The organism is Tardiphaga sp. 619_E2_N8_4 (assembly GCF_051810905.1).
In the GTDB taxonomy this organism is placed as follows: Bacteria; Pseudomonadota; Alphaproteobacteria; order Rhizobiales; family Xanthobacteraceae; genus Tardiphaga; species Tardiphaga robiniae.
Genome location: NZ_JBPWQJ010000001.1, coordinates 362,724 through 383,420 on the forward strand (window position 1 = coordinate 362,724; position 20,697 = coordinate 383,420).

General features: G+C 61.1%; 20 protein-coding genes. 9 read left to right on the forward strand and 11 right to left on the reverse strand.

Annotation, left to right across the window (positions count from 1 at the left end; translation table 11 throughout):
• Nucleotides 1–91: 91 nt before the first annotated feature.
• The gene (locus tag AB8A23_RS01735) at nucleotides 92–790 is read right to left on the reverse strand and encodes a DUF1345 domain-containing protein (RefSeq protein ID WP_089262695.1); all 699 of its coding nucleotides are present in this window, start codon (nucleotides 788–790) and stop codon (nucleotides 92–94) included.
• A gap of 13 nt (nucleotides 791–803) precedes the next feature.
• Nucleotides 804–1,730, reverse strand: a complete 927-nt coding sequence (locus tag AB8A23_RS01740) for a polyprenyl synthetase family protein (RefSeq protein WP_089262697.1) — start codon at nucleotides 1,728–1,730, stop codon at nucleotides 804–806.
• A gap of 168 nt (nucleotides 1,731–1,898) precedes the next feature.
• On the opposite strand from AB8A23_RS01740, the gene mtgA reads away from it, so the two are divergent.
• The 4 genes from mtgA to AB8A23_RS01760 all read left to right on the forward strand — a co-directional run bounded on the left by mtgA (nucleotide 1,899) and on the right by AB8A23_RS01760 (nucleotide 3,994).
• On the forward strand, nucleotides 1,899–2,561 hold the full coding sequence (gene mtgA, locus AB8A23_RS01745) for a monofunctional biosynthetic peptidoglycan transglycosylase (RefSeq protein ID WP_089262699.1): 663 nt from the start codon (nucleotides 1,899–1,901) through the stop codon (nucleotides 2,559–2,561).
• A 132-nt stretch (nucleotides 2,562–2,693) separates the two neighbouring features.
• Complete coding sequence (locus tag AB8A23_RS01750; RefSeq protein WP_309948027.1) at nucleotides 2,694–2,921, forward strand: hypothetical protein; 228 nt, start codon at nucleotides 2,694–2,696, stop codon at nucleotides 2,919–2,921.
• Nucleotides 2,863–3,048, forward strand: a complete 186-nt coding sequence (rpmF, locus tag AB8A23_RS01755; protein WP_068732923.1) for a 50S ribosomal protein L32 — start codon at nucleotides 2,863–2,865, stop codon at nucleotides 3,046–3,048. The genes AB8A23_RS01750 and rpmF overlap by 59 nt, the downstream gene beginning before the upstream one ends.
• A gap of 274 nt (nucleotides 3,049–3,322) precedes the next feature.
• Nucleotides 3,323–3,994, forward strand: a complete 672-nt coding sequence (locus tag AB8A23_RS01760; protein ID WP_068732921.1) for a hypothetical protein — start codon at nucleotides 3,323–3,325, stop codon at nucleotides 3,992–3,994.
• A 15-nt stretch (nucleotides 3,995–4,009) separates the two neighbouring features.
• On the opposite strand, the gene AB8A23_RS01765 is transcribed toward AB8A23_RS01760, so the two are convergent.
• Nucleotides 4,010–4,336: a hypothetical protein gene (locus AB8A23_RS01765; RefSeq protein ID WP_439057061.1), complete on the reverse strand. Its 327-nt coding sequence runs from the start codon at nucleotides 4,334–4,336 to the stop codon at nucleotides 4,010–4,012.
• Nucleotides 4,337–4,543: 207 nt separating this feature from the next.
• Between AB8A23_RS01765 and AB8A23_RS01770 the strand changes: the two genes are divergently transcribed.
• The 3 genes from AB8A23_RS01770 to AB8A23_RS01780 all read left to right on the forward strand — a co-directional run bounded on the left by AB8A23_RS01770 (nucleotide 4,544) and on the right by AB8A23_RS01780 (nucleotide 8,435).
• Entirely contained in the window at nucleotides 4,544–6,298 is a 1,755-nt protein-coding gene (locus AB8A23_RS01770; protein WP_439057060.1) for an EAL domain-containing protein, read from the forward strand.
• 171 nt (nucleotides 6,299–6,469) lie between these two features.
• On the forward strand, nucleotides 6,470–6,835 hold the full coding sequence (locus AB8A23_RS01775) for a DUF1304 domain-containing protein (RefSeq protein WP_089262707.1): 366 nt from the start codon (nucleotides 6,470–6,472) through the stop codon (nucleotides 6,833–6,835).
• 397 nt (nucleotides 6,836–7,232) lie between these two features.
• Nucleotides 7,233–8,435 (forward strand): ABC transporter substrate-binding protein, encoded by a 1,203-nt coding sequence (locus AB8A23_RS01780; RefSeq protein WP_231081223.1) that lies wholly within the window; start codon nucleotides 7,233–7,235, stop codon nucleotides 8,433–8,435.
• Between the two features lie 167 nt (nucleotides 8,436–8,602).
• Here AB8A23_RS01780 and AB8A23_RS01785 read toward each other — a convergent pair whose 3' ends face one another.
• The 4 genes from AB8A23_RS01785 to AB8A23_RS01800 all read right to left on the reverse strand — a co-directional run bounded on the left by AB8A23_RS01785 (nucleotide 8,603) and on the right by AB8A23_RS01800 (nucleotide 12,465).
• Nucleotides 8,603–8,965, reverse strand: coding sequence for a hypothetical protein (locus AB8A23_RS01785; protein ID WP_439057059.1), 363 nt, complete (start codon nucleotides 8,963–8,965; stop codon nucleotides 8,603–8,605).
• Between the two features lie 231 nt (nucleotides 8,966–9,196).
• Nucleotides 9,197–11,110: an ATP-dependent nuclease gene (locus tag AB8A23_RS01790; protein WP_439057058.1), complete on the reverse strand. Its 1,914-nt coding sequence runs from the start codon at nucleotides 11,108–11,110 to the stop codon at nucleotides 9,197–9,199.
• 563 nt (nucleotides 11,111–11,673) lie between these two features.
• Nucleotides 11,674–11,862: a hypothetical protein gene (locus AB8A23_RS01795; protein ID WP_439057057.1), complete on the reverse strand. Its 189-nt coding sequence runs from the start codon at nucleotides 11,860–11,862 to the stop codon at nucleotides 11,674–11,676.
• Nucleotides 11,863–12,465 carry an ADP-ribosyltransferase domain-containing protein gene (locus tag AB8A23_RS01800; protein WP_439057056.1) on the reverse strand — a complete coding sequence of 201 codons (603 nt, stop codon included), beginning with the start codon at nucleotides 12,463–12,465 and terminating at the stop codon, nucleotides 11,863–11,865.
• Between the two features lie 277 nt (nucleotides 12,466–12,742).
• On the opposite strand from AB8A23_RS01800, the gene AB8A23_RS01805 reads away from it, so the two are divergent.
• Nucleotides 12,743–15,016 (forward strand): transglycosylase domain-containing protein, encoded by a 2,274-nt coding sequence (locus tag AB8A23_RS01805; RefSeq protein ID WP_439057055.1) that lies wholly within the window; start codon nucleotides 12,743–12,745, stop codon nucleotides 15,014–15,016.
• 52 nt (nucleotides 15,017–15,068) lie between these two features.
• Here the strand turns inward: AB8A23_RS01805 and AB8A23_RS01810 are convergent, their stop codons facing one another.
• The 4 genes from AB8A23_RS01810 to AB8A23_RS01825 all read right to left on the reverse strand — a co-directional run bounded on the left by AB8A23_RS01810 (nucleotide 15,069) and on the right by AB8A23_RS01825 (nucleotide 19,265).
• The gene (locus tag AB8A23_RS01810; protein WP_089262719.1) at nucleotides 15,069–15,905 is read right to left on the reverse strand and encodes a M48 family metallopeptidase; all 837 of its coding nucleotides are present in this window, start codon (nucleotides 15,903–15,905) and stop codon (nucleotides 15,069–15,071) included.
• A gap of 291 nt (nucleotides 15,906–16,196) precedes the next feature.
• Nucleotides 16,197–17,522: a polyhydroxyalkanoate depolymerase gene (locus AB8A23_RS01815; RefSeq protein WP_089262721.1), complete on the reverse strand. Its 1,326-nt coding sequence runs from the start codon at nucleotides 17,520–17,522 to the stop codon at nucleotides 16,197–16,199.
• A gap of 136 nt (nucleotides 17,523–17,658) precedes the next feature.
• The gene (locus AB8A23_RS01820) at nucleotides 17,659–18,474 is read right to left on the reverse strand and encodes an ABC transporter permease (RefSeq protein WP_439057054.1); all 816 of its coding nucleotides are present in this window, start codon (nucleotides 18,472–18,474) and stop codon (nucleotides 17,659–17,661) included.
• A complete protein-coding gene (locus AB8A23_RS01825; protein ID WP_439057053.1) occupies nucleotides 18,471–19,265 on the reverse strand; it encodes an ABC transporter ATP-binding protein in 795 nt (264 codons plus the stop codon). The genes AB8A23_RS01820 and AB8A23_RS01825 overlap by 4 nt, the downstream gene beginning before the upstream one ends.
• A gap of 109 nt (nucleotides 19,266–19,374) precedes the next feature.
• On the opposite strand from AB8A23_RS01825, the gene AB8A23_RS01830 reads away from it, so the two are divergent.
• The gene (locus AB8A23_RS01830; RefSeq protein ID WP_089262725.1) at nucleotides 19,375–20,691 is read left to right on the forward strand and encodes an ActS/PrrB/RegB family redox-sensitive histidine kinase; all 1,317 of its coding nucleotides are present in this window, start codon (nucleotides 19,375–19,377) and stop codon (nucleotides 20,689–20,691) included.
• The last annotated feature ends 6 nt before the right edge of the window (nucleotides 20,692–20,697 follow it).

Sequence of the window (20,697 nt, forward strand, 5' to 3'; positions counted from 1 at the left end):
TGCGACGAAGCAATCCAGTCTTACTTCGCTTGTGGCCTTCTGGATTGCCGCGTCGCTTCGCTCCTCGCAATGACGGCGGAGAGGTCGAAGCTCAGATCGCGCTTGCCGCGATATTGACCATCAGCGCGACCAGCGCCGTGTTGAAGATGAAGGAGACGATGCCGTGGGCCGTGGCGGTGCGGCGGATGGATTTCACGGTGATGCCGACGTCGGAGACCTGCGCAGTCATGCCGATGACGAAGGAGAAATACACGAAGTCCCAATAATCCGGCTGTTCCTTCGTGTCGTCATCGCCAGACGGAAACGCCAGCCCGCCGGGTTTGGCGCCGCGATAGAACTGATGGGCATAGTGCAGCGAGAACGTCGTGTGCACGGCGGCCCAGGACGAGGCGATGGTGACGATCGCCAGCGTCAACTCCCAGCCCGTGCGATGGCCCTCGCCAAGTTCGAACACGATGGCCGCGATGCTGGCGAAGGCACCCAGGGCTGCCACCAGCAGGATGATGAAACTGCCATCGTCCTGCAGGGCGGCGTTGCGGCGGATGTGTTTCTGACCGCCGCTTGACAGCATCATGCCGTAGACCAGCATGAGATAGAACGCGATGAACACGTCCCAGCCGATAAGCAGGCGCGTCACCAGCCGCAGCGAGGATGGCAGGACGAAGAACGCGACGATGCCGATCAGAAGCGCCAGAAACGTGCGCGGTCGCCCATAGACGACACGGAGCGGCGCCGGCATCTTGCGAAAACGGACAAGGAGCTCATCGAGATCCTTGCCCGTCTCCGACATGATCAGGTCTTCCTTAGTTCTTGCGCTCGGCCACGAAGCGGGCGGCAGCGCGGAGCACGTCGCCCTTGGCACCGAAGATCGACAACGATGCGTCGGCGGTGGCGATCAGATCGGCGACACGCTTCTTGGCGCCTTCGACGCCAAGCTGCGTCACGAAGGTGGTCTTGTTGAGCGCGGCATCGGCGCCCGCGGGCTTGCCGAGTGCGGCAGCGTCGCCTTCGACGTCGAGCAAATCATCGGCGATCTGGAAGGCTTCGCCGAGCGCGCGGCCGTAATCGTCGAGCGCCTTGTATTCCTTCTGCGTGGCCTGGCCGAGCAGCGCGCCGGCGATCACGCCGTAACGCAGCAGCGCACCGGTCTTCATCTGCTGAACACGCGCGACGTCCACCGGCCCCTTGTCGCCGAAGCGGCCTTCGCCGGCGAGATCGAGCATCTGGCCACCGACCATGCCGCCCAAACCGGCGCAGCGGGCAAGCGCCCGGGTCAGCAGCAGGCGCACCGTCGCATCGGAATGAATCTCGTCGCGGGTGACGATGTCGAAGGCCAGCGTCAGCAGCGCGTCGCCGGCGAGGATTGCGGTGGCGTCGTCGGTGGCCTTGTGCAGGGTCGGACGGCCGCGGCGCAGGTCGCTGTTGTCCATCGCCGGTAGATCGTCGTGGATCAGCGAATAGCAGTGGATGCATTCGAGGGCGGCGCCAACCAGCAGCGCCTGCTCGCGATGCACGCCGAATACCGCCGCGCTCTCGACCACCAGGAACGGACGCAGCCGCTTGCCACCGCCGAGCGAGGAGTAACGCATCGCATCCATCAGCCGCTTCGGCCGGGCGATTTCATCGGGTAGCACGCCATCGGCGAGCACTTTGGTCAGTACGGCTTCGGTATCGTCCGCGGTCTGGTCCAGGCGCGAGGCAAAATCTTTGGTGGAAGCACCGGTCGACATTAAGAATAGCTCCAGAACAATTTGGCCGGACAATCCTCTATGGCAAAGGCCACGTCAATTGCGCCTGCGGCGTCCCGCCGCGATTGGTCGCGGCAAGCTTAACCGGCTTGAAAAGAGCGGGGAAAGCCCGCTTTATCAGCGGCATAGCTCCGACCGGGAACGCCCCTCTTGCGCCTCATCCGCCGCCTCATCCTGATCGGGATCCTGCTCCTCGCGCTGCCCTATCTGCTGACGCCGCTTTATGCCGTCGGCCGGCCGATTTCGGCGCTGATGGCTTGGCGCTGGATCACCGGTTCCCCCGTGGAGCGGACCTGGGTTGACCTCAAGGCCATGTCGCCGGCCCTGCCGCGCAGCGTGGTCGCGTCCGAAGACGCCAAATTCTGCAGCCATCGCGGCATCGACTGGGATTCCCTGCAAAACGCCATCGAGGACGCCCAGGACGGCGAAGTCTCCGGCGGCGGTTCCACCATCACCCAGCAGGTGGCGAAAAACCTGTTCCTGTGGTCGGGCCGCAGCGTGATCCGCAAGGGCCTCGAAATCCCGCTGGCCATGTGGGTCGATCTGATGCTGTCCAAGCAGCGGATCCTGGAAATCTACCTGAATATCGCCGAAATGGGCCCATCCGGGCAGTTTGGCGCCCAGGCCGGCGCCGAATATGCCTTCAATCGGCCGGCCTCGAGCCTGTCGGCCCGGGAAGCCGCGCTCCTGGCCGCGATCCTGCCCAATCCGGTCACCCGCAGTGCCCGGACGCCGGGGCCGGGGGTGCGGCGGCTGGCGGGAACCTATATGGCACGGGCGCAGGCCGCGGAGTTACAGCGGTGCTGGAACTAGGCTGTCATTCCGGGACAGGACCGGCGGCAAAGCCGACGGGCATGGGCCCGGAATCCCGACATGTGGCCATGAACATGTCGGGATTCCGGGTTCGCGTGCGGCTCGCGCCGCCCTCGCCCCGGAATGACGAGTTTGTGGCGCGAAATCCCCGAAAAATCCGACCGCCTCGCCCTAGCCATGTCGTCGTCATTCCGTTATAAGCCGGCCCTTATCAGCGATTTTGCCCGCGCGATCCGTGCTGGCCGCCTGTCACCGGGCGCCGATCGAAACCATCTGCCAAGAACCTGCAAGGACTTTTCCTATGGCCGTTCCGAGAAGAAAAACATCGCCGTCGCGGCGTGGCATGCGTCGTTCGGCTGACGCACTCAAGACCCCGACCTATGTCGAGGACAAGGACTCCGGCGAACTGCGCCGTCCGCACCACCTCGACCTGAAGACCGGCATGTACAAGGGTCGTCAGGTTCTGAAGGTGAAGAAAGAATCCTGACCACTGGATGGAGGGCAGCGCCGCGTCAGGTGGCGCCGCCTTCGCTCATCCACGTAAGGTCCGGGTCAGGCGGGTCGAAGCGCCAGCGGGCAAGTCGAGAAAGCTGTTCAGACTATAATTCTGAACTGGTCTTCCGCCCGAATTCGCTCCAACTCTGGAGCTAATGCGTTGTCCCGGTGATGCGCTCGCGTCACCTCGGTGATGTCGTCACCTTGGTGATGTCTTGCATCGCCCACATACGTTCTGGTTCTCTCGCTCGCAAAGAAGGCCTTCGATGGCGTCGATCGGTTTCCCGCTGCTGCTGATTCCGGTGGCGATCTGCAACATCATCGCCTTCCTGATGCCCGACCTCGCGCTGTCGGGCCCGATCCCCCTCTTCCCGATCACGCTGATGTCGAAAGACATCTGGATGGTGACGCTCAACGACCTGCTCGTTGCGCTCAGCATTCTCTTGCTGTGGCTCGAAGTGATGCGCGCCGCGCGCCCGGCGCCGAAATATTTCACCGACCATTTCCTGTCGTTGCTGGTGTTCGGCGCGGCAGCTACTGAATTCGTGATGCTGCCGAAGTTCGGCAACGCGACCTTCTTCCTGATCACCCTGACGGCGATGGTGGATTTCCTCGCCGGCATCTCGCTCCGCGCTCGCCGTCCGCGCCGCGTCGCCGCGCCGGTCTATGCACCGGAGCCGGCACCGCGTTATGAGCCTGCGCCAGCGCCGGTCGCTCCGACGCCTCCGCCCGCTCACGTTCCGGCCGCGACGTCAGTTGCCGAAGCCGTGTTGACCGATCGTCCGGAGCCCAAGGTCGAGAAGATCGAACGGATCGAGCCGAAACTTGAACCGACCCCGGTCCCGCCGGAAGTCGTGGCGCATACGTCGCCGCAGATTACATCGCCGGATTTGCAGCCGGGTGGCGTCGCGTCGCCGGACGACAAGCCGAAGACGTAAGCGGAGAGTGCCGAGTCAGGCCATACGCTGCGTGCGGTTGATCGCCGATCCCGCAACATACATATTTGCCACCGACCGGTAAGCCGCCTCCACATCCGCCACATCCGCGCGGCGCAGCACCCGCGTTTGCGGCGCCTGCTCGGCGGTCGCGATCAGATGCGCAATGAAGGATGCGTCGGGCCGTGCCACGCGCGACGACACCGGGGCGGTATGCTGCACCGGCTCAAGCCGCGTCAGCGCGACGGCCTCCACGATGACCGAATCTTTCTCGACCACGAAATCGCCGGCGCGCCGCATCGGCTGCGGCGTCGTGGCGTAAGCGCGGGTCGCGGAAATCGACATCGTTAACGGTGCTCGCGTCTCAATACGGGACGAGGGTTGCCCCTCCACCCTCTGCGTCGCAAGGGTCGTGCCGCGGCCCTCCACAGATCAGATCGGGGCCTCATCAGCTTTGCGAAGGCCTGCCCGGCTACACTTTCTTAAGTCTTTAGGAACTTTGACTAACGATTGTAGCGATCTGAGCCGTATTGTCGGGGGGCGAATCACCCGATGACGTCCCAAAACGAGGCGACTTTGACATCCGCTGTTTCCCAGAGTGCCGATTCTTCCTTGCAGGCAGGTCGCACTTCCGAGCCGCAGGCAGCAGAGATTCTGGCCGCACTCGGCCAGGCCGCCTTCATCTGGGACATCGCCACCGACCGGATCACCTGGACCGACCAGGCCGCCGCCATCTTCACCGACATTTCCCCCGTGACCATCGCTAGCGGCGCCGAGCTTGCGACTCTCATTGAGCCGCAGCGCGGTATTCGCACCGAGGCACTGGCCAAGGCACTCGCTTCCGGCGGCGGCACCTACCGGATCGAATACGGACTACGCGCCTCGACCACGGCCGCCGTGCTTTGGATCGAGGAAAGCGGCAACTGCCGTGCCGATGCCGCGGGCAAGGCGGTGCGTGTCGAAGGCGTCGTCCGCATCGACAACGAACGCCATGCCCGCGACGAACAACTGCTGAAACTGGCGCAGCACGATCCCGTCACCGGCGAACTCAATCGTGCGCATCTTCTGGCGTCGCTTGCCGAAGCCATCGAGGAAGCAACGCGCTTCCGCTCGTCCTTTGCCTTCATGCTGATCGGCATCGATCATCTGGCGCGCATCAACGACGCCTTCGGCTTCGATATCGCCGACGAGGTGATCGTCGAGATCGCCAGGCGGATTCGCGCGCGGCTACGCGGCGGCGACGTGATGGGCCGCTTCTCCGGCAACAAGTTCGGGCTGATCCTGAAGAACTGCACTGTTGACGATGCCACCATCGCCGCCGAGCGCTTTCTGGTCGGCATCCGCGACGACGTCATTCCGACCCAGTCCGGCCCGGTCTCGGTGACCGCCACCATCGGCGCCGTCAGCGTTCCCCGCTATGCGCAGAACGTCAACGAAGCCGTCAACCGCGCGCAGGAAACCCTGAACGGCGCCAAGCGCCGCCGCCACGGCAGCTTTGCCTTGTGGCGGCCGAATGTGGAGCGCGATGCACAGCGCCGCGTCAATATCCGCGTCACCGACGAGATCGTGACTGCGCTGAACGAGCGCCGCATCGTCACGGCCTTCGAACCCGTGATGCATGCCGACAGCCGCACCCCCGCTTTCTACGAGGCGCTGGTGCGCATGAAGCAGGATGACGGTCAATTGCTGCTGGCGCCGGATATCGTGCCGGTGGCCGAGAAACTGGGGCTGATCCGGTTGGTCGATCACCGCGTGCTCGAACTCGTCGTCGCCGAGCTGGCCGCCGCGCCGGATGTGCAGCTCTCGCTAAACATCTCGCCGGATACGACAATGGATCCGGACTGGTGGACCTCCATCGAGTCGATGATGGCGGCCCATCCCGGCGTCGCGCAGCGGCTGATCGTCGAGATCACCGAGACCGTGGCCATCCAAGACCTCGACGACGTCCGCGGCTTCGTCACGCGGCTGAAGAATTTCGGCAGCCGCATCGCCATCGACGATTTCGGCGCCGGCTACACCTCGTTCCGCAACCTGCGCAAGCTCGGCGTCGATATCGTCAAGATCGACGGCGCCTTCGTGCAGAACATCGCGCATTCCGCCGACGACCGCGCTTTCGTGCAGACCCTGATCGATCTGTGCCACCGGCTCGGCATCAAGACCGTCGCCGAATGGGTGCAGGACGAGGAGTCCGGCCTGCTGCTGCGCGACTGGGGTTGCGACTACATTCAGGGTCGCCTCACCGGCCTGGCATCATCCGCACGTCCGTGGTTGGACCCGGCATCGCTGCCGAAGCCGGCGGTGGGATAGTTTCGGTCCCACACTGTCATTCCGGGCTATCTACCTTCGTCATTCCGGGGCGCTTTCTCAGCGAAGCTGAGAATCTTGTTATGGTATGAACACATCCAGATTCCGGGTTCGCGACCGCCAAGAGGCGTTCGCGAACCCGGAATGACAGTTGGGTACTAACGGGGGGCTCTCATGAACTTCATCGGTAATCTTCTGACCGCGCTGGTCGCGGCGCTGCACATCTACTTTCTCGTGCTGGAAATGTTTCTCTGGCAGAAGCCGCAGGGCCTGAAGACCTTCAGGAACACGCCCGAGAAGGCCGAGATCACCGCGGTGCTCGCGGCCAATCAGGGCCTCTATAACGGCTTCCTCGCCGCCGGTCTGATCTGGGGTCTGCTGCATTCCGCGCCCGCCTTCGCATTCCAGATCAAGGCGTTCTTTTTGCTATGCGTGATCGTCGCCGGTGCTTATGGCGCAGCAACGGTGAGCAAGCGCATTCTCTATGTGCAGGCCGCGCCGGCGGCGCTGGCGCTGATCGTATTGTGGCTGGCAAGTTAGCCCGGAGCGCCGCGCGGCTCCTTCTCCCCGCTTGCGGGGAGAAGGGTGGGATGAGGGGCATGGCACGCAGCCGGCGACAAACGCGCGCCCTCGGATCGCACTGATCGCCCGAACCACGCCTACCGAATTTGCATCAACATCGGCGCTCCGCCCCTCACCCGCCGCGAAGACGCGGCGACCTCTCCCCACCTAGCGAAGCTTCGCTTCGCCGGGAGCGAGGAGAGGTGAAGGAAAGTGCCCATCTCCTCGCCTTGCCAACGCGAAATCCTTGCCTCACACTCCCCGATAACGACGGCGCCCACACGGGAACGACTGTCGAATGACATATCATCAGGGAGGCAACGACATGAGAACATCGCTTCTTCATCGCTTCGCCACGACGGCTAAATTTGTCGGGATGGCGGCGATTGCGCTCACGGCCACATCGGCCGCTATCAATCCGGCATCCGCGCAGAAGAAATACGATCCCGGCGCCACCGATACCGAGATCAAGATCGGCCAGACCGTGCCGTTCTCGGGCCCCGCCTCGGCCTATTCGTCGATCGCCAAGACGCAGCTCGCTTATTTCAAGATGGTCAACGACCAGGGCGGCGTCAACGGCCGCAAGATCAACCTGATCCAGTATGACGACGCCTATTCGCCGCCCAAGGCCGTGGAGCAGGTGCGCAAGCTGGTCGAATCCGACGAAGTCCTGCTGACCTTCCAGATCATCGGCACGCCGTCCAATGCGGGCGTGCAGAAATATCTGAACCAGAAGCAGGTGCCACAACTGTTCGCCGCCACCGGCGCCACGCGCTTCACCGATCCGAAGAACTTCCCCTGGACCATGGGCTACAATCCCAACTACCAGACCGAAGGCCGGATCTACGCCAAATACATCCTGAAGAACCATCCGACCGCCAAGATCGCCATCCTGTGGCAGAATGACGATCTCGGCCGTGACTATCTCACCGGCATGAAGGCCGGGCTCGGCGACAAGGCCGCGTCGATGATCGTCTCGGAGGCGTCCTATGAGCTCGCCGACCCGACCATCGACTCGCAGATCGTCAAGCTGAAGTCTTCCGGCGCCGACCTATTGTTCAACGCCTCGACGCCCAAATTCGCCGCGCAGGCGATCAAGAAGGTGGCGGATCTCGGCTGGAAGCCGATCCACATCGTCGACATCAATGCGACCTCGGTGGGCGCGGTGCTGGTGCCTGCGGGTCTCGACAATTCCAAGGGTCTCATCTCGACCAATTACGGCAAGGACCCGCTGGACCCGCAGTGGAAGGACGACGAGGGCATGAAGCGCTACATGGCCTTCATGGACAAATATTATCCCGACGGCGACAAGAACTCGAACTTCAACACCTATGGCTACGGCAATGCCCAGCTCATGGTGGAAGTGCTGAAGCGCTGCGGCGACGACCTCACCCGCGCCAATGTGATGAAGCAGGCCAGCAGCATCTCCGGCTTCAAGACCGATCTCGGCCTGCCCGGCATGAGCCTCTCCACCTCGCCCACCGACTACCGCGTCAACAAGCAGCTGCAGATGCAGCGCTTCAACGGCGAGCGCTGGGAACTGTTCGGCCCGATCATCGAGGATGACTCGGCGGGTTAGCACACGCCGTCATCAGTATCAGAAACGCCGTCATGCCCGGCCTTGTGCCGGGCATCCACGTCTTGGGCACAGCGCACATAAGACGTGGATGGCCGGGACAAGCCCGGCCATGACGAAAGTTTGGTGCGTGTGGCAGAGGCGTCTGGCGCAAACACCGCATCGCGATCCTACGCCGTCTTCGCAAACATCGTCAGCACGCCATCGGCGATATTGATCGCCACCACCTGCGCCGAACTCATGCCCTTTTCCTTGAGCGCATTGGCCGCGGCCGGAGAGGCATCGATCGAGGCGCGCAGCGCCTTCAAGTCGTCCTCGCTGGATTTCGATACGACCTCCTCGACCTGCGCCTTCACCGCATCCGGCAATTGCTTGATGTCCACCACCTGGATGCTGGAGATCTTGGCGCTGGTCTGCCCGCCGGATTTGGCCGGAGCCTTCTCAGCCTGGTTGGCAGCTCCCTGTGCGAGTACGAAACCCGGCGTACCGAGCGAGAGAATGGCCGCGAGGGCCGTCGCTGTCATAATGCGCATAGTTGGTCCTTTCCAGTTGGGAAGGAACGAAGCAATAGCGGGGAAGTGTGCGGAAGGTCTGGAGTGGATGTGGTGGTTTAGTGAGGTCAATGCGGCGATGATGTGGGGCGCATGCAGAGCAGTGCTTGCTTTCCCTCCCCCGCTCTTGCGTGGGGAGGGAAAGAGCGCCGCGCTTCACGACTGACCAATGAGCCATTGCCTCGATTACGCGCGAACTAGTCTGCCCCTCGATTATGCCTCAACAAGCGCATCGACAGCGGATATCACTTTATCCAATTCATCGAATGACGCCCCGCCCTCTTTCAAGGTGAGTAAGAGGGCTGACGAGGCCGCAGGGAACTTCAAACACATGTCTGCGTCGATGTGAAAATTTGATGAGACCGCAGCAGAGGCTGAATTGAATTTATCTTCGCCGACTTTCTTCTCGACATACTTCTCCAGCTTATTGTCCCAAGCTGCGTATTTCTCGAAGATTCCGGATGGAGCGTCAACGCAATCTGCATCCTTGATTCCCGCAAGCCGCTGAAGAATTCTATTAGCCTTTAAATGCCCTTTCTTGGGCTTTGCCTCGCTGACATCATTGTCAAATATCCAATAGCAAGGAATCCCAAGTGCTGTAAAAACCACAATAGGCTTATCCAAGTTGTTCTTTCCACCCACCTCTACAATAACAATACCCTCTGAATTTGGGTCCCTGTCTGCCAGCTTATACCAAGCCTCAAGAACAGACTTATCACCGACGCCCTCAACAAGAACTACGCATCTCGCGAAAAACCCCTCAGCCGTTTCCGAGCGGAACGTATGAAGTTTTGCCCCATACTGCGTAGCGTTCCATGCTTCCTCCAGCTTACGACCGGAAACAATAGCTGACCGCTCGGCGCAACTTTTCAGATCAATCTCGGAGACATTAATGACCCCCGCCACACGTCTGACCATTCTGATCGGCTCACATTGCGCAATCGAGACCATCAGAGGGGAGTGAGTAACATAGACGATCTGAATTCTGATCCCGGTACTTGTGTTGAAGCCCTGCGCAAGGTTCTTCAAAAGCTTAGAAAAGAGACGCTGCTTCGTTGGGTGCTGATAAATCTCAGGCTCTTCGATTGCCAGTATGATATCACTCTGAGGAACTGAGAATGTTTCGCCAGACGCCCCGACGGTCGCTCGGTGCTCTGCCATAAATTGTAATACTGTTAAAATGACCGCCCGCTGCAAGCCATGACCAACACCATCAATTGATGTCGTGAAGTTGTTGTCGACTACATCAATACTTGCGGTCGGAAAGCTTGGCTGGATTTGAGTAACCGGCTGCCAAGACGCCTTAATGGCCGAATCTTTGTAGTACGTAGAGAGCATCGACGTTAGCCTAGAGCTAACCTCAGCAAGGACTGGCACCTTTTCCGGGTCAGTTAACTCAGAGATCTTCGCGTTTGCTCCTTCGATGAACTCTTTAAACGCAGCACTATTTTCGATGGCTTGCCGTGCAATTGTATCAATCAAATTTCGGACAGGTGAGTTTTTATCTCCCTGCGTCTTTTCTGCGTCTTCTACCGCGCGAATAAAAATAAAATCTGTTTTCTGTTTAAGTTTTCCAATCGCGACATTGGTCCAGCCTTTAAAACCTGCAAGCTTTTGAGTTTGCAGTCCTTCGGGATTAGCCTCTTCCCATGCAAGAAGGACGGCATCGATCTGATCAGCGTTTGTAACTTTTGGAAGGTCGTACTTTTCTTGTAGAGCTTTATAAAGATCGCGTTTTGCAGTCTTACCTTCCTCGTTTCTGCATTCTGAGAAATCCGGATTGACACGAGCAGAAACAAAGAATTTTCCGCTATCCTTTGAATTGTCCCAAATAAAACGTCGAGTAACGACTAACTTTCCATCCAAAAGGTTCTCGCCGAAATTTTCCAGATCATCCGGCGTAAAATCCATGAAGTGAAGGGTGATATCGATTGGTTCAGCGATATTGTCGTCCGAAAAATCCCTAGCTTTGATTTTTGGACTCGATGCAAAGAATAAGTCGATCGCCTGCAAGAAAGCTGATTTCCCGCAATTATTCTCACCGATGAGCGCCGTCGTTTCTGAAAAGCTCAATGATGAGCTTCGCAACGCCCTGTAGTTCGAAACTTCCAGCTTCTTGATTCTCACGTTGCCCCCAAGGTTCCGTGCCACAAACCACCGGCTACGATTTTGGTCAACCTTTGGTTGACTCGCCTGTAGTTTAGATTATATTCCTTTCCGTCCTACTCACGAGGGGCGCTTCTCGAGGGCGCTTTCGAAGTGGAGTTTGGATGCGGCGCCCGCGGACGTGCCTCGCAAGCACGGACTCGGGAGGTCGGGGGTCACCGTCCGGGCCCACTACGGGGCTCTGCCGGAAACGGCTGGACGGGTGCGGGTGAAGGCAGGCGAAAGCCTGACCGGAACGAAGGACTTTCATTAGTCCTGCCCAGTACCCGGAAGCACGGTCCCTCGAACAGAAAAGCCGCGATGGCGCGCCGAAAGGCGATGCGCGGATCGCAAGGGCCTTCGCAAGGCCGGAGCGACACGCGAGAATGTTGAAGTTGCGCCTTTCGGCGCGTCATCCCCCTCATTGTCGAGGGGGAAAACCGGTCCACCCGCTTTGCGCCACGGGCGCGATACGGACGGCGCGTGGGCGGTGAGATTTTTCCAGGGAATGGCGTGGCTGTTTGACAGGTGAAGCGGTGCGCAGCTCAACCGCCGGAGCTTTGCATGCGGCGCTGCAAGTCGGACGCGGGCCAATTGGGCGCCGGCTTGCTTGCAAAGAACGACCTGATCACGTCGGCCTCGGCCTGCGTGATACGACCTGACAACACGCTCTCTTCCAGATGCAGGCTGGGAACGCTGGCTTTGCCGGGTGGTGTCTGATCTCGATCGGTCATCTAGGGTCTCTGATCAATCTCTTGAAGAACGATGACGAGCTTGACGGGTTCACTGCCGACGGAAAGAAATTCCTTGTCGATCACCCGAAATCGACAGCCGGTCGGGAGAAGCGCCTCTTCCTCGTGAAAATTGGGCGACAACCACCAGATCGCCCGTCCATTTAAGGCCCGAATGATAAACAGGACGTTTCCTCCAAAGGCGCCAGCCTCGGAGAATGAGGCGCTCGTGAACGCGGGGAAGGTTACGATCCCGTCGGGAGCGTAGTGGGCTTCAAATGCAGCCATGTCGGCGGCGTGATAACCTCGATAAACGGTCGCCTGTTTTCCTGTGATGGGAACGATCTTGCCCAACCCGGTATCCAGAACCTGCGCGAACGCGACCACATCCGGATCAGGACGCCCGGACCAAAGTTGCTCATTGATATAGCTATGCCAGCCATTGGCGGTGGAATAGACGTAGAACGCCAGCGCCTCTGTATTCGTTATCTGACCGTGGAATATCTCATCCAATGCCGAAGGGCTGCTGATCCTTCGCGCGCAGCGCACGGCCTCATCGACACCGATGATACGCCTCAGCACCTCAAGAAACTCGGCTCCCCGCACGCGATCTATGTCCGACGGTCGTTGGAAAGGATTGCATACCGACTTGTCGCAAAGGCACGGGAATTAGTTCGCGGATGGATCACCGGGTCAAGCCCGGTGATGACACCGAGAGTGTGGCGACGGCCACATCCCGCCCGACAGCGTAGGCAAAGCCGCGCATGCGCAGGCTCAAGCGGCCTGACCATGGAACCTCGTTTCCCTTACGTTAACTTCTGCGTAACCGCCCCTTAAACCGCGGCCGCTAGGCTCGCGGTATCGGGTGGCGTGGTGTTTGCGTATGGCGTGGGGCAAGAAAAAGAGCGGGCGCAAGGAGCCGACCTTCGGGATCGGCGCGGCGCTGTCCGATCTGCGCCTCACGGCGGATGATCGCGTGCCCGGCGGCGGCGATGACCGGCCCAAGAAAACTCCCAAGCAGGCGCCGAAACGCGAATCCAATAGTGGCGGCGGCGACAAGCCGCGGAAATCCCGCACATCGAGCAAGACGCGCAGCTCCGGCGGTTTCGGCAAGGGCGTCAAGCGGCTGTTCTACTGGGGCGCGGTGCTCGGGCTGTGGGCGGCGATCGCCATTGTCGGCGTCGTGATCTATGTCGGCGCGCATCTGCCGCCGATCCAGTCGCTGGAAATTCCCAAGCGCCCGCCGACGATCCAGATCGTCGGCATGGACGGCACGGTGCTGGCGACGCGCGGCGAACAGGCCGGCGCCAATGTGTCGCTGAAGGATCTGCCGCCCTATCTGCCGAAGGCGTTCATCGCCATCGAGGACCGGCGGTTCTATTCGCATTACGGCGTCGACCCGATCGGCATCGCGCGCGCCGCGGCCACCAACCTGATGCATCGCGGCGTGTCGCAGGGCGGCTCGACGCTGACGCAGCAGCTCGCCAAGAACCTGTTCCTGACGCAGGAGCGCACCATGGCGCGCAAGCTGCAGGAAGTGGAGCTGGCGTTCTGGCTCGAGCGCAAACATTCCAAGGCCGAGATCCTGGAACTGTATCTCAACCGGGTCTATTTCGGCTCCGGCGCTTACGGCGTGGAAGCCGCGGCGCAGAAATATTTCGGCAAACCCGCCAAGAACGTCACGGTGGCGGAAGCGGCAATGCTGGCGGGGCTCGTGAAGTCGCCGTCGCGCCTGGCACCGAACCGCAATCCGGAAGGCGCCGAAGCCCGCGCCAAGGTGGTGCTGGCGGCGATGCAGGATGCGGAGTTCATCACGGCCGCGCAGGCCAAGGGTGCGACCGGCGTGCCGCAATATAACGTCAAGCCGGTCGGCGCCGGCACGGTGAACTATGTCGCCGACTGGATCGGCGAAGTGCTCGACGATCTCGTCGGCCAGGTCGACGAGAGCATCATTGTCGAGACCACCATCGATCCCAAGCTGCAGAGCGTGGCCGAAGCCGCCATCATCGACGAGCTCGCTGCGAAGAGCGTGAAGTTCAACGTGACGCAGGGCGCGCTGGTGGCGATGACGCCGGATGGCTCGGTGCGCGCCATGGTCGGCGGCCGGAACTACTCGGAGAGCCAGTTCAACCGCGCGGTCACCGCGAAGCGCCAGCCGGGATCGAGCTTCAAGCCGTTCGTCTATCTCACCGCCATCGAGGCGGGGTTGACACCGGAGACGATCCGCACCGATGCACCGATCGACATCAAGGGCTGGAAGCCGGAGAACTACACCCACGAATATTTCGGCTCGGTGACGCTGACCCAGGCGCTGTCGATGTCGCTGAACACCGTGGCCGTGCGGCTCGGCCTCGAGGTCGGCCCGCAGAATGTCGTGCGCACCGCGCATCGCATGGGCATCGCGTCGAAGCTGGAAGCCAATGCCTCGATCGCGCTCGGCACCTCGGAAGTGTCGATGACCGAACTGGTCGGCGCCTATGCGCCCTTCGCCAATGGCGGCCTCGCGGTGTCGCCCCATGTGGTGAACCGCATCCGCACGGTGGAAGGCAAGAAGACGCTCTATACGCGCCCGGCCGAGACCGCGAGCCAGGTGATCGATGGCCGCGCCGTGGCCATGATGAACACGATGATGCAGCAGACCATCCTGTCCGGCAGCGCCAAGAAGGCCGAGCTGCCGGGCTGGCAGGCCGCGGGCAAGACCGGCACCAGCCAGGATTTCCGCGACGCCTGGTTCATCGGCTACACGTCGCAGCTCGTCACCGGCGTCTGGCTCGGCAATGACGACAACTCGCCGACCAAGAAGGCGACCGGCGGCGGACTGCCCGTCGAGATCTGGTCGCGCTTCATGAAGACCGCGCATCAGGGCCTGCAGCCGCAGCCGGTGCCTGGCCTGGCGCCGTCGAATTCGTTCAGCACCAATCCGATCGGCCAGGCGCTGTCGAGCCTGCTGCCCGGATCGAGCGCACCGTCGCCATCAGCGCCACCGGAACGCGGCTATGTGCCAAGCGCCCCCGTTTATAACGGCTATCGCCCGCAGCCACCGGCGCCGACCCAGACCAACTACCCCGCCGCGCGCCAGCAGCCACAACAGAATGTGCGGCCGGAAGCCGCGAGCGGGCTCGATGGCTGGCTGACGGAGAGACTGTTCGGGAGATAGGAGCGAGCGTCCCGGGCACGCGATGCACAGCACCGCGGCCGGGACCAAGAGCTCAATCCTGCACGCCGAAACGATGCAGGTCGTTGCCATGGGTATCGAGCCAGGCCTTGGCGCGTTCGGTCGCGGGGCAGATGCGCCCGACCACGCGCCAGAACTTCACCGAGTGGTTCATCTCAACGAGATGCCCGACTTCATGGGCCGCGAGATAATCCAGCACGAAGGGCGGCGCGAGGATCAGACGCCACGAGAACGACAGCGAGCCCTCGGTGGTGCAGGACCCCCAGCGGCTCGACTGATCGCGGATCGAGATCCGCTTCACCTTGACGTTCAGCTGCGCCGCATAGCGGTTCGATGCCTTGACGAGATCGGCCTTGGCTTCGCGCTTGAGGAAATCGTGGATACGTCGGTCGATATGCTCGACATCGCCGGCGACGCAGATGATCTTTTCGCCGTTGTCGCGGGTCTCGGTCCACACCGTCCCCCGCCCCGCGCGGTGCACGATTCGATGCGGAGTTCCCCGCAACGGAACTGTTGTGCCGTGTTCGAATGGCGCCGCCTTCGGCAAACGGCCGAGACGCGCGGCGATCCAGGCGCCATGACGCTGTGCGAAGTCCTTCGCATCGGCCAATGACCCACGCGGCGGCATGGTCAGGATGGCTTCGCGCTCGCTCGGATGAATGCGCAGCGTATAACGCGTCGCACGGCGGTGCCTGCGCAGGCGTATGGCGAAGATCTGGGAGCCGTGTTTGACGGCAAGCGTGTCTGGTTCGGTGGGGCGGCGGTAGAGAAGTGCGCGGAAGGCCATGTCAGTAGTCCCGGTCGTCAGTAGATCGACCGGATTCTGCCATAACCGCCGCCACGGGAATTGCTCGGCGCAAAAACAAATCATTTGCCCAATATACGGGGTCAAAAGGCGATTTGTCCCCTACCGGATGGGGTCCGGAACAGGAATCTGGATTCAAAAGAACGTTGAATTTCGGAATCTAAGAGTGAATCGCGCACCACTGCTAGAAATAGGCGGAAAATCCGGTTTCCATGCCTATTTTCAAGGGCTTAGAAAGCGCGCCATCGCAACTCACCCGCGATGATCGCGCATTTCAACGATGTTGTTTTCGATTCATCGATGGTGATCGCGCACATGCGATGACGATGCATCGTCACCGCATGTGCGCGTGTTGAATCACTCAGCAGCAGCGGCGCGATGGCGCGCGCTTGCTGCGCTCAGCATGAAGTCAGACACGCGCGGCACGATTTCAGATTTGAATCGCGATCCATTGAACACGCCGTAGTGTCCAACGCCCTTCTGAACGTAATGCACACGACGCTCATCGGGGATCGAACTGCACAACATATGCGTCGCTTCGGTCTGACCGAGGCCGGAAATATCGTCGTTCTCGCCTTCGACGGTCATCAGCGCAACGTTGACGACCTTCGACGGATCAACAGGCTTGCCGCGATGGGTCATCTCGCCCTTCGGCAGCGCATGTTTGACGAACACGGTATCGACGGTCTGCAGGTAATACTCTGCAGTCAGATCCATCACCGCCAGATATTCGTCGTAGAATTCGCGATGCTTGTCCACGAGATCGCCATCGCCCTTCACGAGGTTCTCGAACAGCTTCTTGTGTGCTTCCACGTGGCGGTCGCGATTCATGCTGATGAAGCCGCTGAGCTGCAAAAAGCCTGGATAGACGTCGCGCATGATACCTGGATGCGGAAACGGCACCTTGGTGATCACGTTGTTGCGGAACCAATCCATGCCCTTTTCGGCCGCGAGATTGTTCACAGCGGTCGGATTGCGGCGTGTATCGATCGGGCCGCCCATCAGCGTCATCGACAGGGGCACATAGGGATCGTTCTCGGCTTCCATCACCGACACCGCAGCAAGCACCGGCACGGCGGGCTGACAGACGGCGAGAACATGGACGTTGCCGCCGAGCACGTGGAACATCTCGATCACATAGTCGATGTAGTCTTCGAGATCGAAGCGGCCCGCGGCCAGAGGTACCTGACGCGCATCCGACCAGTCGGTGATGTAAACCTCATGGGTCGGCAGGAAGGCCTCGACGGTACCGCGCAGCAATGTCGCGTAGTGACCGGACATCGGCGCCACGATCAACACACGCGGCTGCGGTGCGCGCAGCGGACGCGGGTGCTTGCGATCGAAATACAACAGACGGCAGAACGGCTTTTCCCACACCGAGCGAATCTCGATCGGCGTGCGCACGCCGTTCACGTCGGTATCGTGCAGGCCCCATTCCGGCTTGCCGTAGCGGCGCGTGGTGCGTTCGAACAATTCGCAGCCCGCCGTCACCGACTTGCCGAACTCAGTCTGCGAGAACGGATTCAGCGGATTCTGAAACAGCATCCTGGTAGCGTCTGTCATCGCGCGCGCCGGATTGAGCGACGCGTAGGCCATCTCATACATCCAGTACATCGGGGTGGTCAGAGCCGGGCTCGTCTCGGACGGCAGGGCTGGCGGCCTGCCAAATTCACCTATCGGCATCTGTCCTCACTCGTTGAGCGTCTGCTTTTGCGCTGCAGTATATACTGGTGTCTGCGTAAGAAAGCGTCAATGCGCCGCACGCATGGCTTTCAGGCCATTGGCGGTAAAAACGGCGGTTATCCCTTGATAAATGGTCTTATTCGCCGCCGGAGATCAGCGTTCCGGCGTGCCTGGCGCTGTTCAAAAGCCCAAGAAATATCGCGAATGAAACAATAAACAGCACGACGTTGATGGCCAGCGCAGTCAACATCAGGTCGGCGCGGAAGGTGTGATCGAACAGCAGCGCCCGCATGCCCTCGAACACATAGGTCGGTGGCAAGGCCCAGGCGACATATTGCAGCCACGTCGGCAGCACCGAGACTGGATAGTAGACGCAGGCCAGCGGCATCAGCCCGAACATCAGCGTCCAGACAATGCTCTCGGCGCCGAGGCCGTTGCGCAGCACCAGACCCGACACAAAGATACCGAGCGACCAACTGGTGAAGATCAGGTTGCAGAAGAACGCGATCAGCGGCAGGCCGAGCGCGAACAGGTTGAATTTGAAGAACATTGCGAGAATCACCATCGGGATGATGCCGATGGCGAGGCGGATCAGGCTCATGATCATCAGCGAGATCAGAAACTCGATCGGCTTCAGCGGGCTCATCATCAGGTTACCGAGATTGCGCGCCCACATTTCCTCGAGGAAGGAGATGGAGAAACCAAGCTGGCCGCGAAACAGGATGTCCCACAGGATCACTGCGCCGATCAGCGTGCCGCCGGCCTGGGCGAAGAACCCGGCGTTCTGCGAGATGTAATTCTGCAGGAAGCCCCAGGTGATGATCTGCAGCGCCGGCCAATAGACCAGCTCCAGCATGCGCGGCCACGACGACACCAACAGATACCAGTAGCGCAGCACCATCGCATTGATGCGATGCATGGCGATGCCGTGTGACCGCTCTACGAGGCTCATGGCGCCTGCTCCCGGTCGCGACCGCGCGCGACGTCGAGAAATACCTCTTCCAGAGTCGTGCGGTTATAGCGCAGCAATATCTGCTCCGGACTGTCGTCGTCCTCGATGCGGCCCTTCTTCATGATGATGACGCGGTCGCATAGCCGCTCGACTTCCAGCATGTTGTGCGAGGCCAAGAGGATCGTGGCGTTGTTGCTCCTGCGATAGGTCTCGATATGTCGCCTGATCCAGTCCGCGGTATCCGGGTCGAGCGAGGCCGTCGGCTCATCGAGCAGCAACAGCTCGGGCGCATTGATCAACGCCTTGGCCAGCGCGACGCGCGTTTTCTGGCCTGCAGAGAGCTTGCCGCTGGCGCGGTCGAGAAAATCCTTGAGATCGAGGTCTTCGGCCAGTTGCGCGATGCGGCCCTTGAGGTCAGGCACGGCATAGAGCTTTCCGAACACGGTGAGGTTCTGCCGGACCGTGAGTCGCATCGGCATGTCGACGTAGGGGCTTTCAAAATTCATCCGGCCGAGCACTTCGGCTGATTGCGCCGGCATCGCACAGCCGAGCACCGAGACCTTGCCCGAGGTCGGCAGCGTCAGCCCCATGATCATGGCAATGGTGGTGGTCTTGCCGGCGCCGTTGCCGCCCAGGAGACCGGTGATACTGCCGCGCGCGATCTTGAACGAGATGTCATCCACGGCGCAGTTGGTCTTGTAGAATTTGACGAGATGCGCGACGTCGATCGCCGCCGCAGCATTGCGATCAACCGTCGCCGCATGACCTGACTTGGTGTCTTCAATCGTCATTGCTGCCGTTCCATGCGGCATTGTGGCGGCGAAGGCAAGCTTGGGCGCTTCAAGTGGCCGCAGCCCGCATGGGTTTGTGGTCATCGCCTGAGACGTCTAATGTCCTGATATGACCGATATTTCCGCCTCCGACTTTCGCCAGCCGCGCCGTTATGTTCGCCTCGACACGATTCTGCGTTTGCGCTGGCTCGCGGCGCTCGGCCAGTTGGCCGCGATCTTCGTCGTGGTGCAGGGGCTCGAATATGACGTCGCCATCATTCCCTGCGTGACGATCATTGGCCTTTCGGCGACCCTCAATCTCGTGCTGCAGACGCTGTTCAATCCGGTCCACCGGCTGGAACCGCTCTTCGCAGCTGCCCTGCTCGCGCTCAATATCATCGAGCTGGCGGGCCTGCTCTACTGCACCGGCGGATTGCAGAACCCGTTCTCATTCCTGTTTCTGGCACCGGTGCTGATCTCGGCGACGGCATTGCCGACCCGGTTCACCATCGCGCTCGGCGTTCTCGCGGCAGCCTCTGCCACCGTGCTGGCGTTCTTTCATCTGCCGCTACCGTGGGACTCCGCAGAACCGCTGGTGTTGCCGCAAATCTATCTGCTCGGCGTCTGGTTCTCGATCCTGACTGCCATCGGCGTGACCAGCCTCTATGCATTTCAGGTCACCGAGGAAGCCCGCAAGCTTTCCGACGCGCTCGCCGCCACCGAACTGGTGCTGACGCGCGAGCAGCATTTGACCCAGATCGACGGTCTCGCCGCCGCTGCCGCGCACGAATTGGGAACGCCGCTCTCGACCATCTTCTTGATCTCCCGGGAGCTCGAGAAGAACATCCACAACAACCCGGAACTTGCCGACGACCTGAAGACCGTGCGCGAACAAGCGCAGCGCTGCCGCGAGATTCTCTCCAAGATCACGCAGCTGAATTCAAGCGGCGCGCCATTCGACCGCATGCCGCTCTCGCAACTGATCGAGGAAGCCGTGGCGCCGCATCGCGACTTTGGCATTGCCATCAAGATACGCATCGCCGTCGCCAACGCCCCGGAACCGGCCGGCATGCGTAATCCGGCAATCCTCTACGGCGTCGGCAACATTCTGGAGAATGCGGTCGATTTCGCGCGGGAGCAGGTCGAAGTGAACGCCTGGTGGAATGCGGAAAGTATCGTGATCTCGATCTCGGACGATGGCCCGGGCATTCCACCGGACCTGCTGAAGCGGATCGGAGAGCCCTATCTGTCACGCCGGCGCCCTGCCGAAGAGGGCGAACATCGCGGCCTCGGCCTCGGCGTATTCATCGCGCGCACGCTGCTGGAGCGCACCGGCGCCAGGGTAACGTTCAGCAATCGTGTATTTCCCGATCACGGCGCGGTGGTGCAAATCTCGTGGCCGCGCGACGCGTTCGAGACTGCGGACCAATTGGCCGATGTCGACTGATACAGG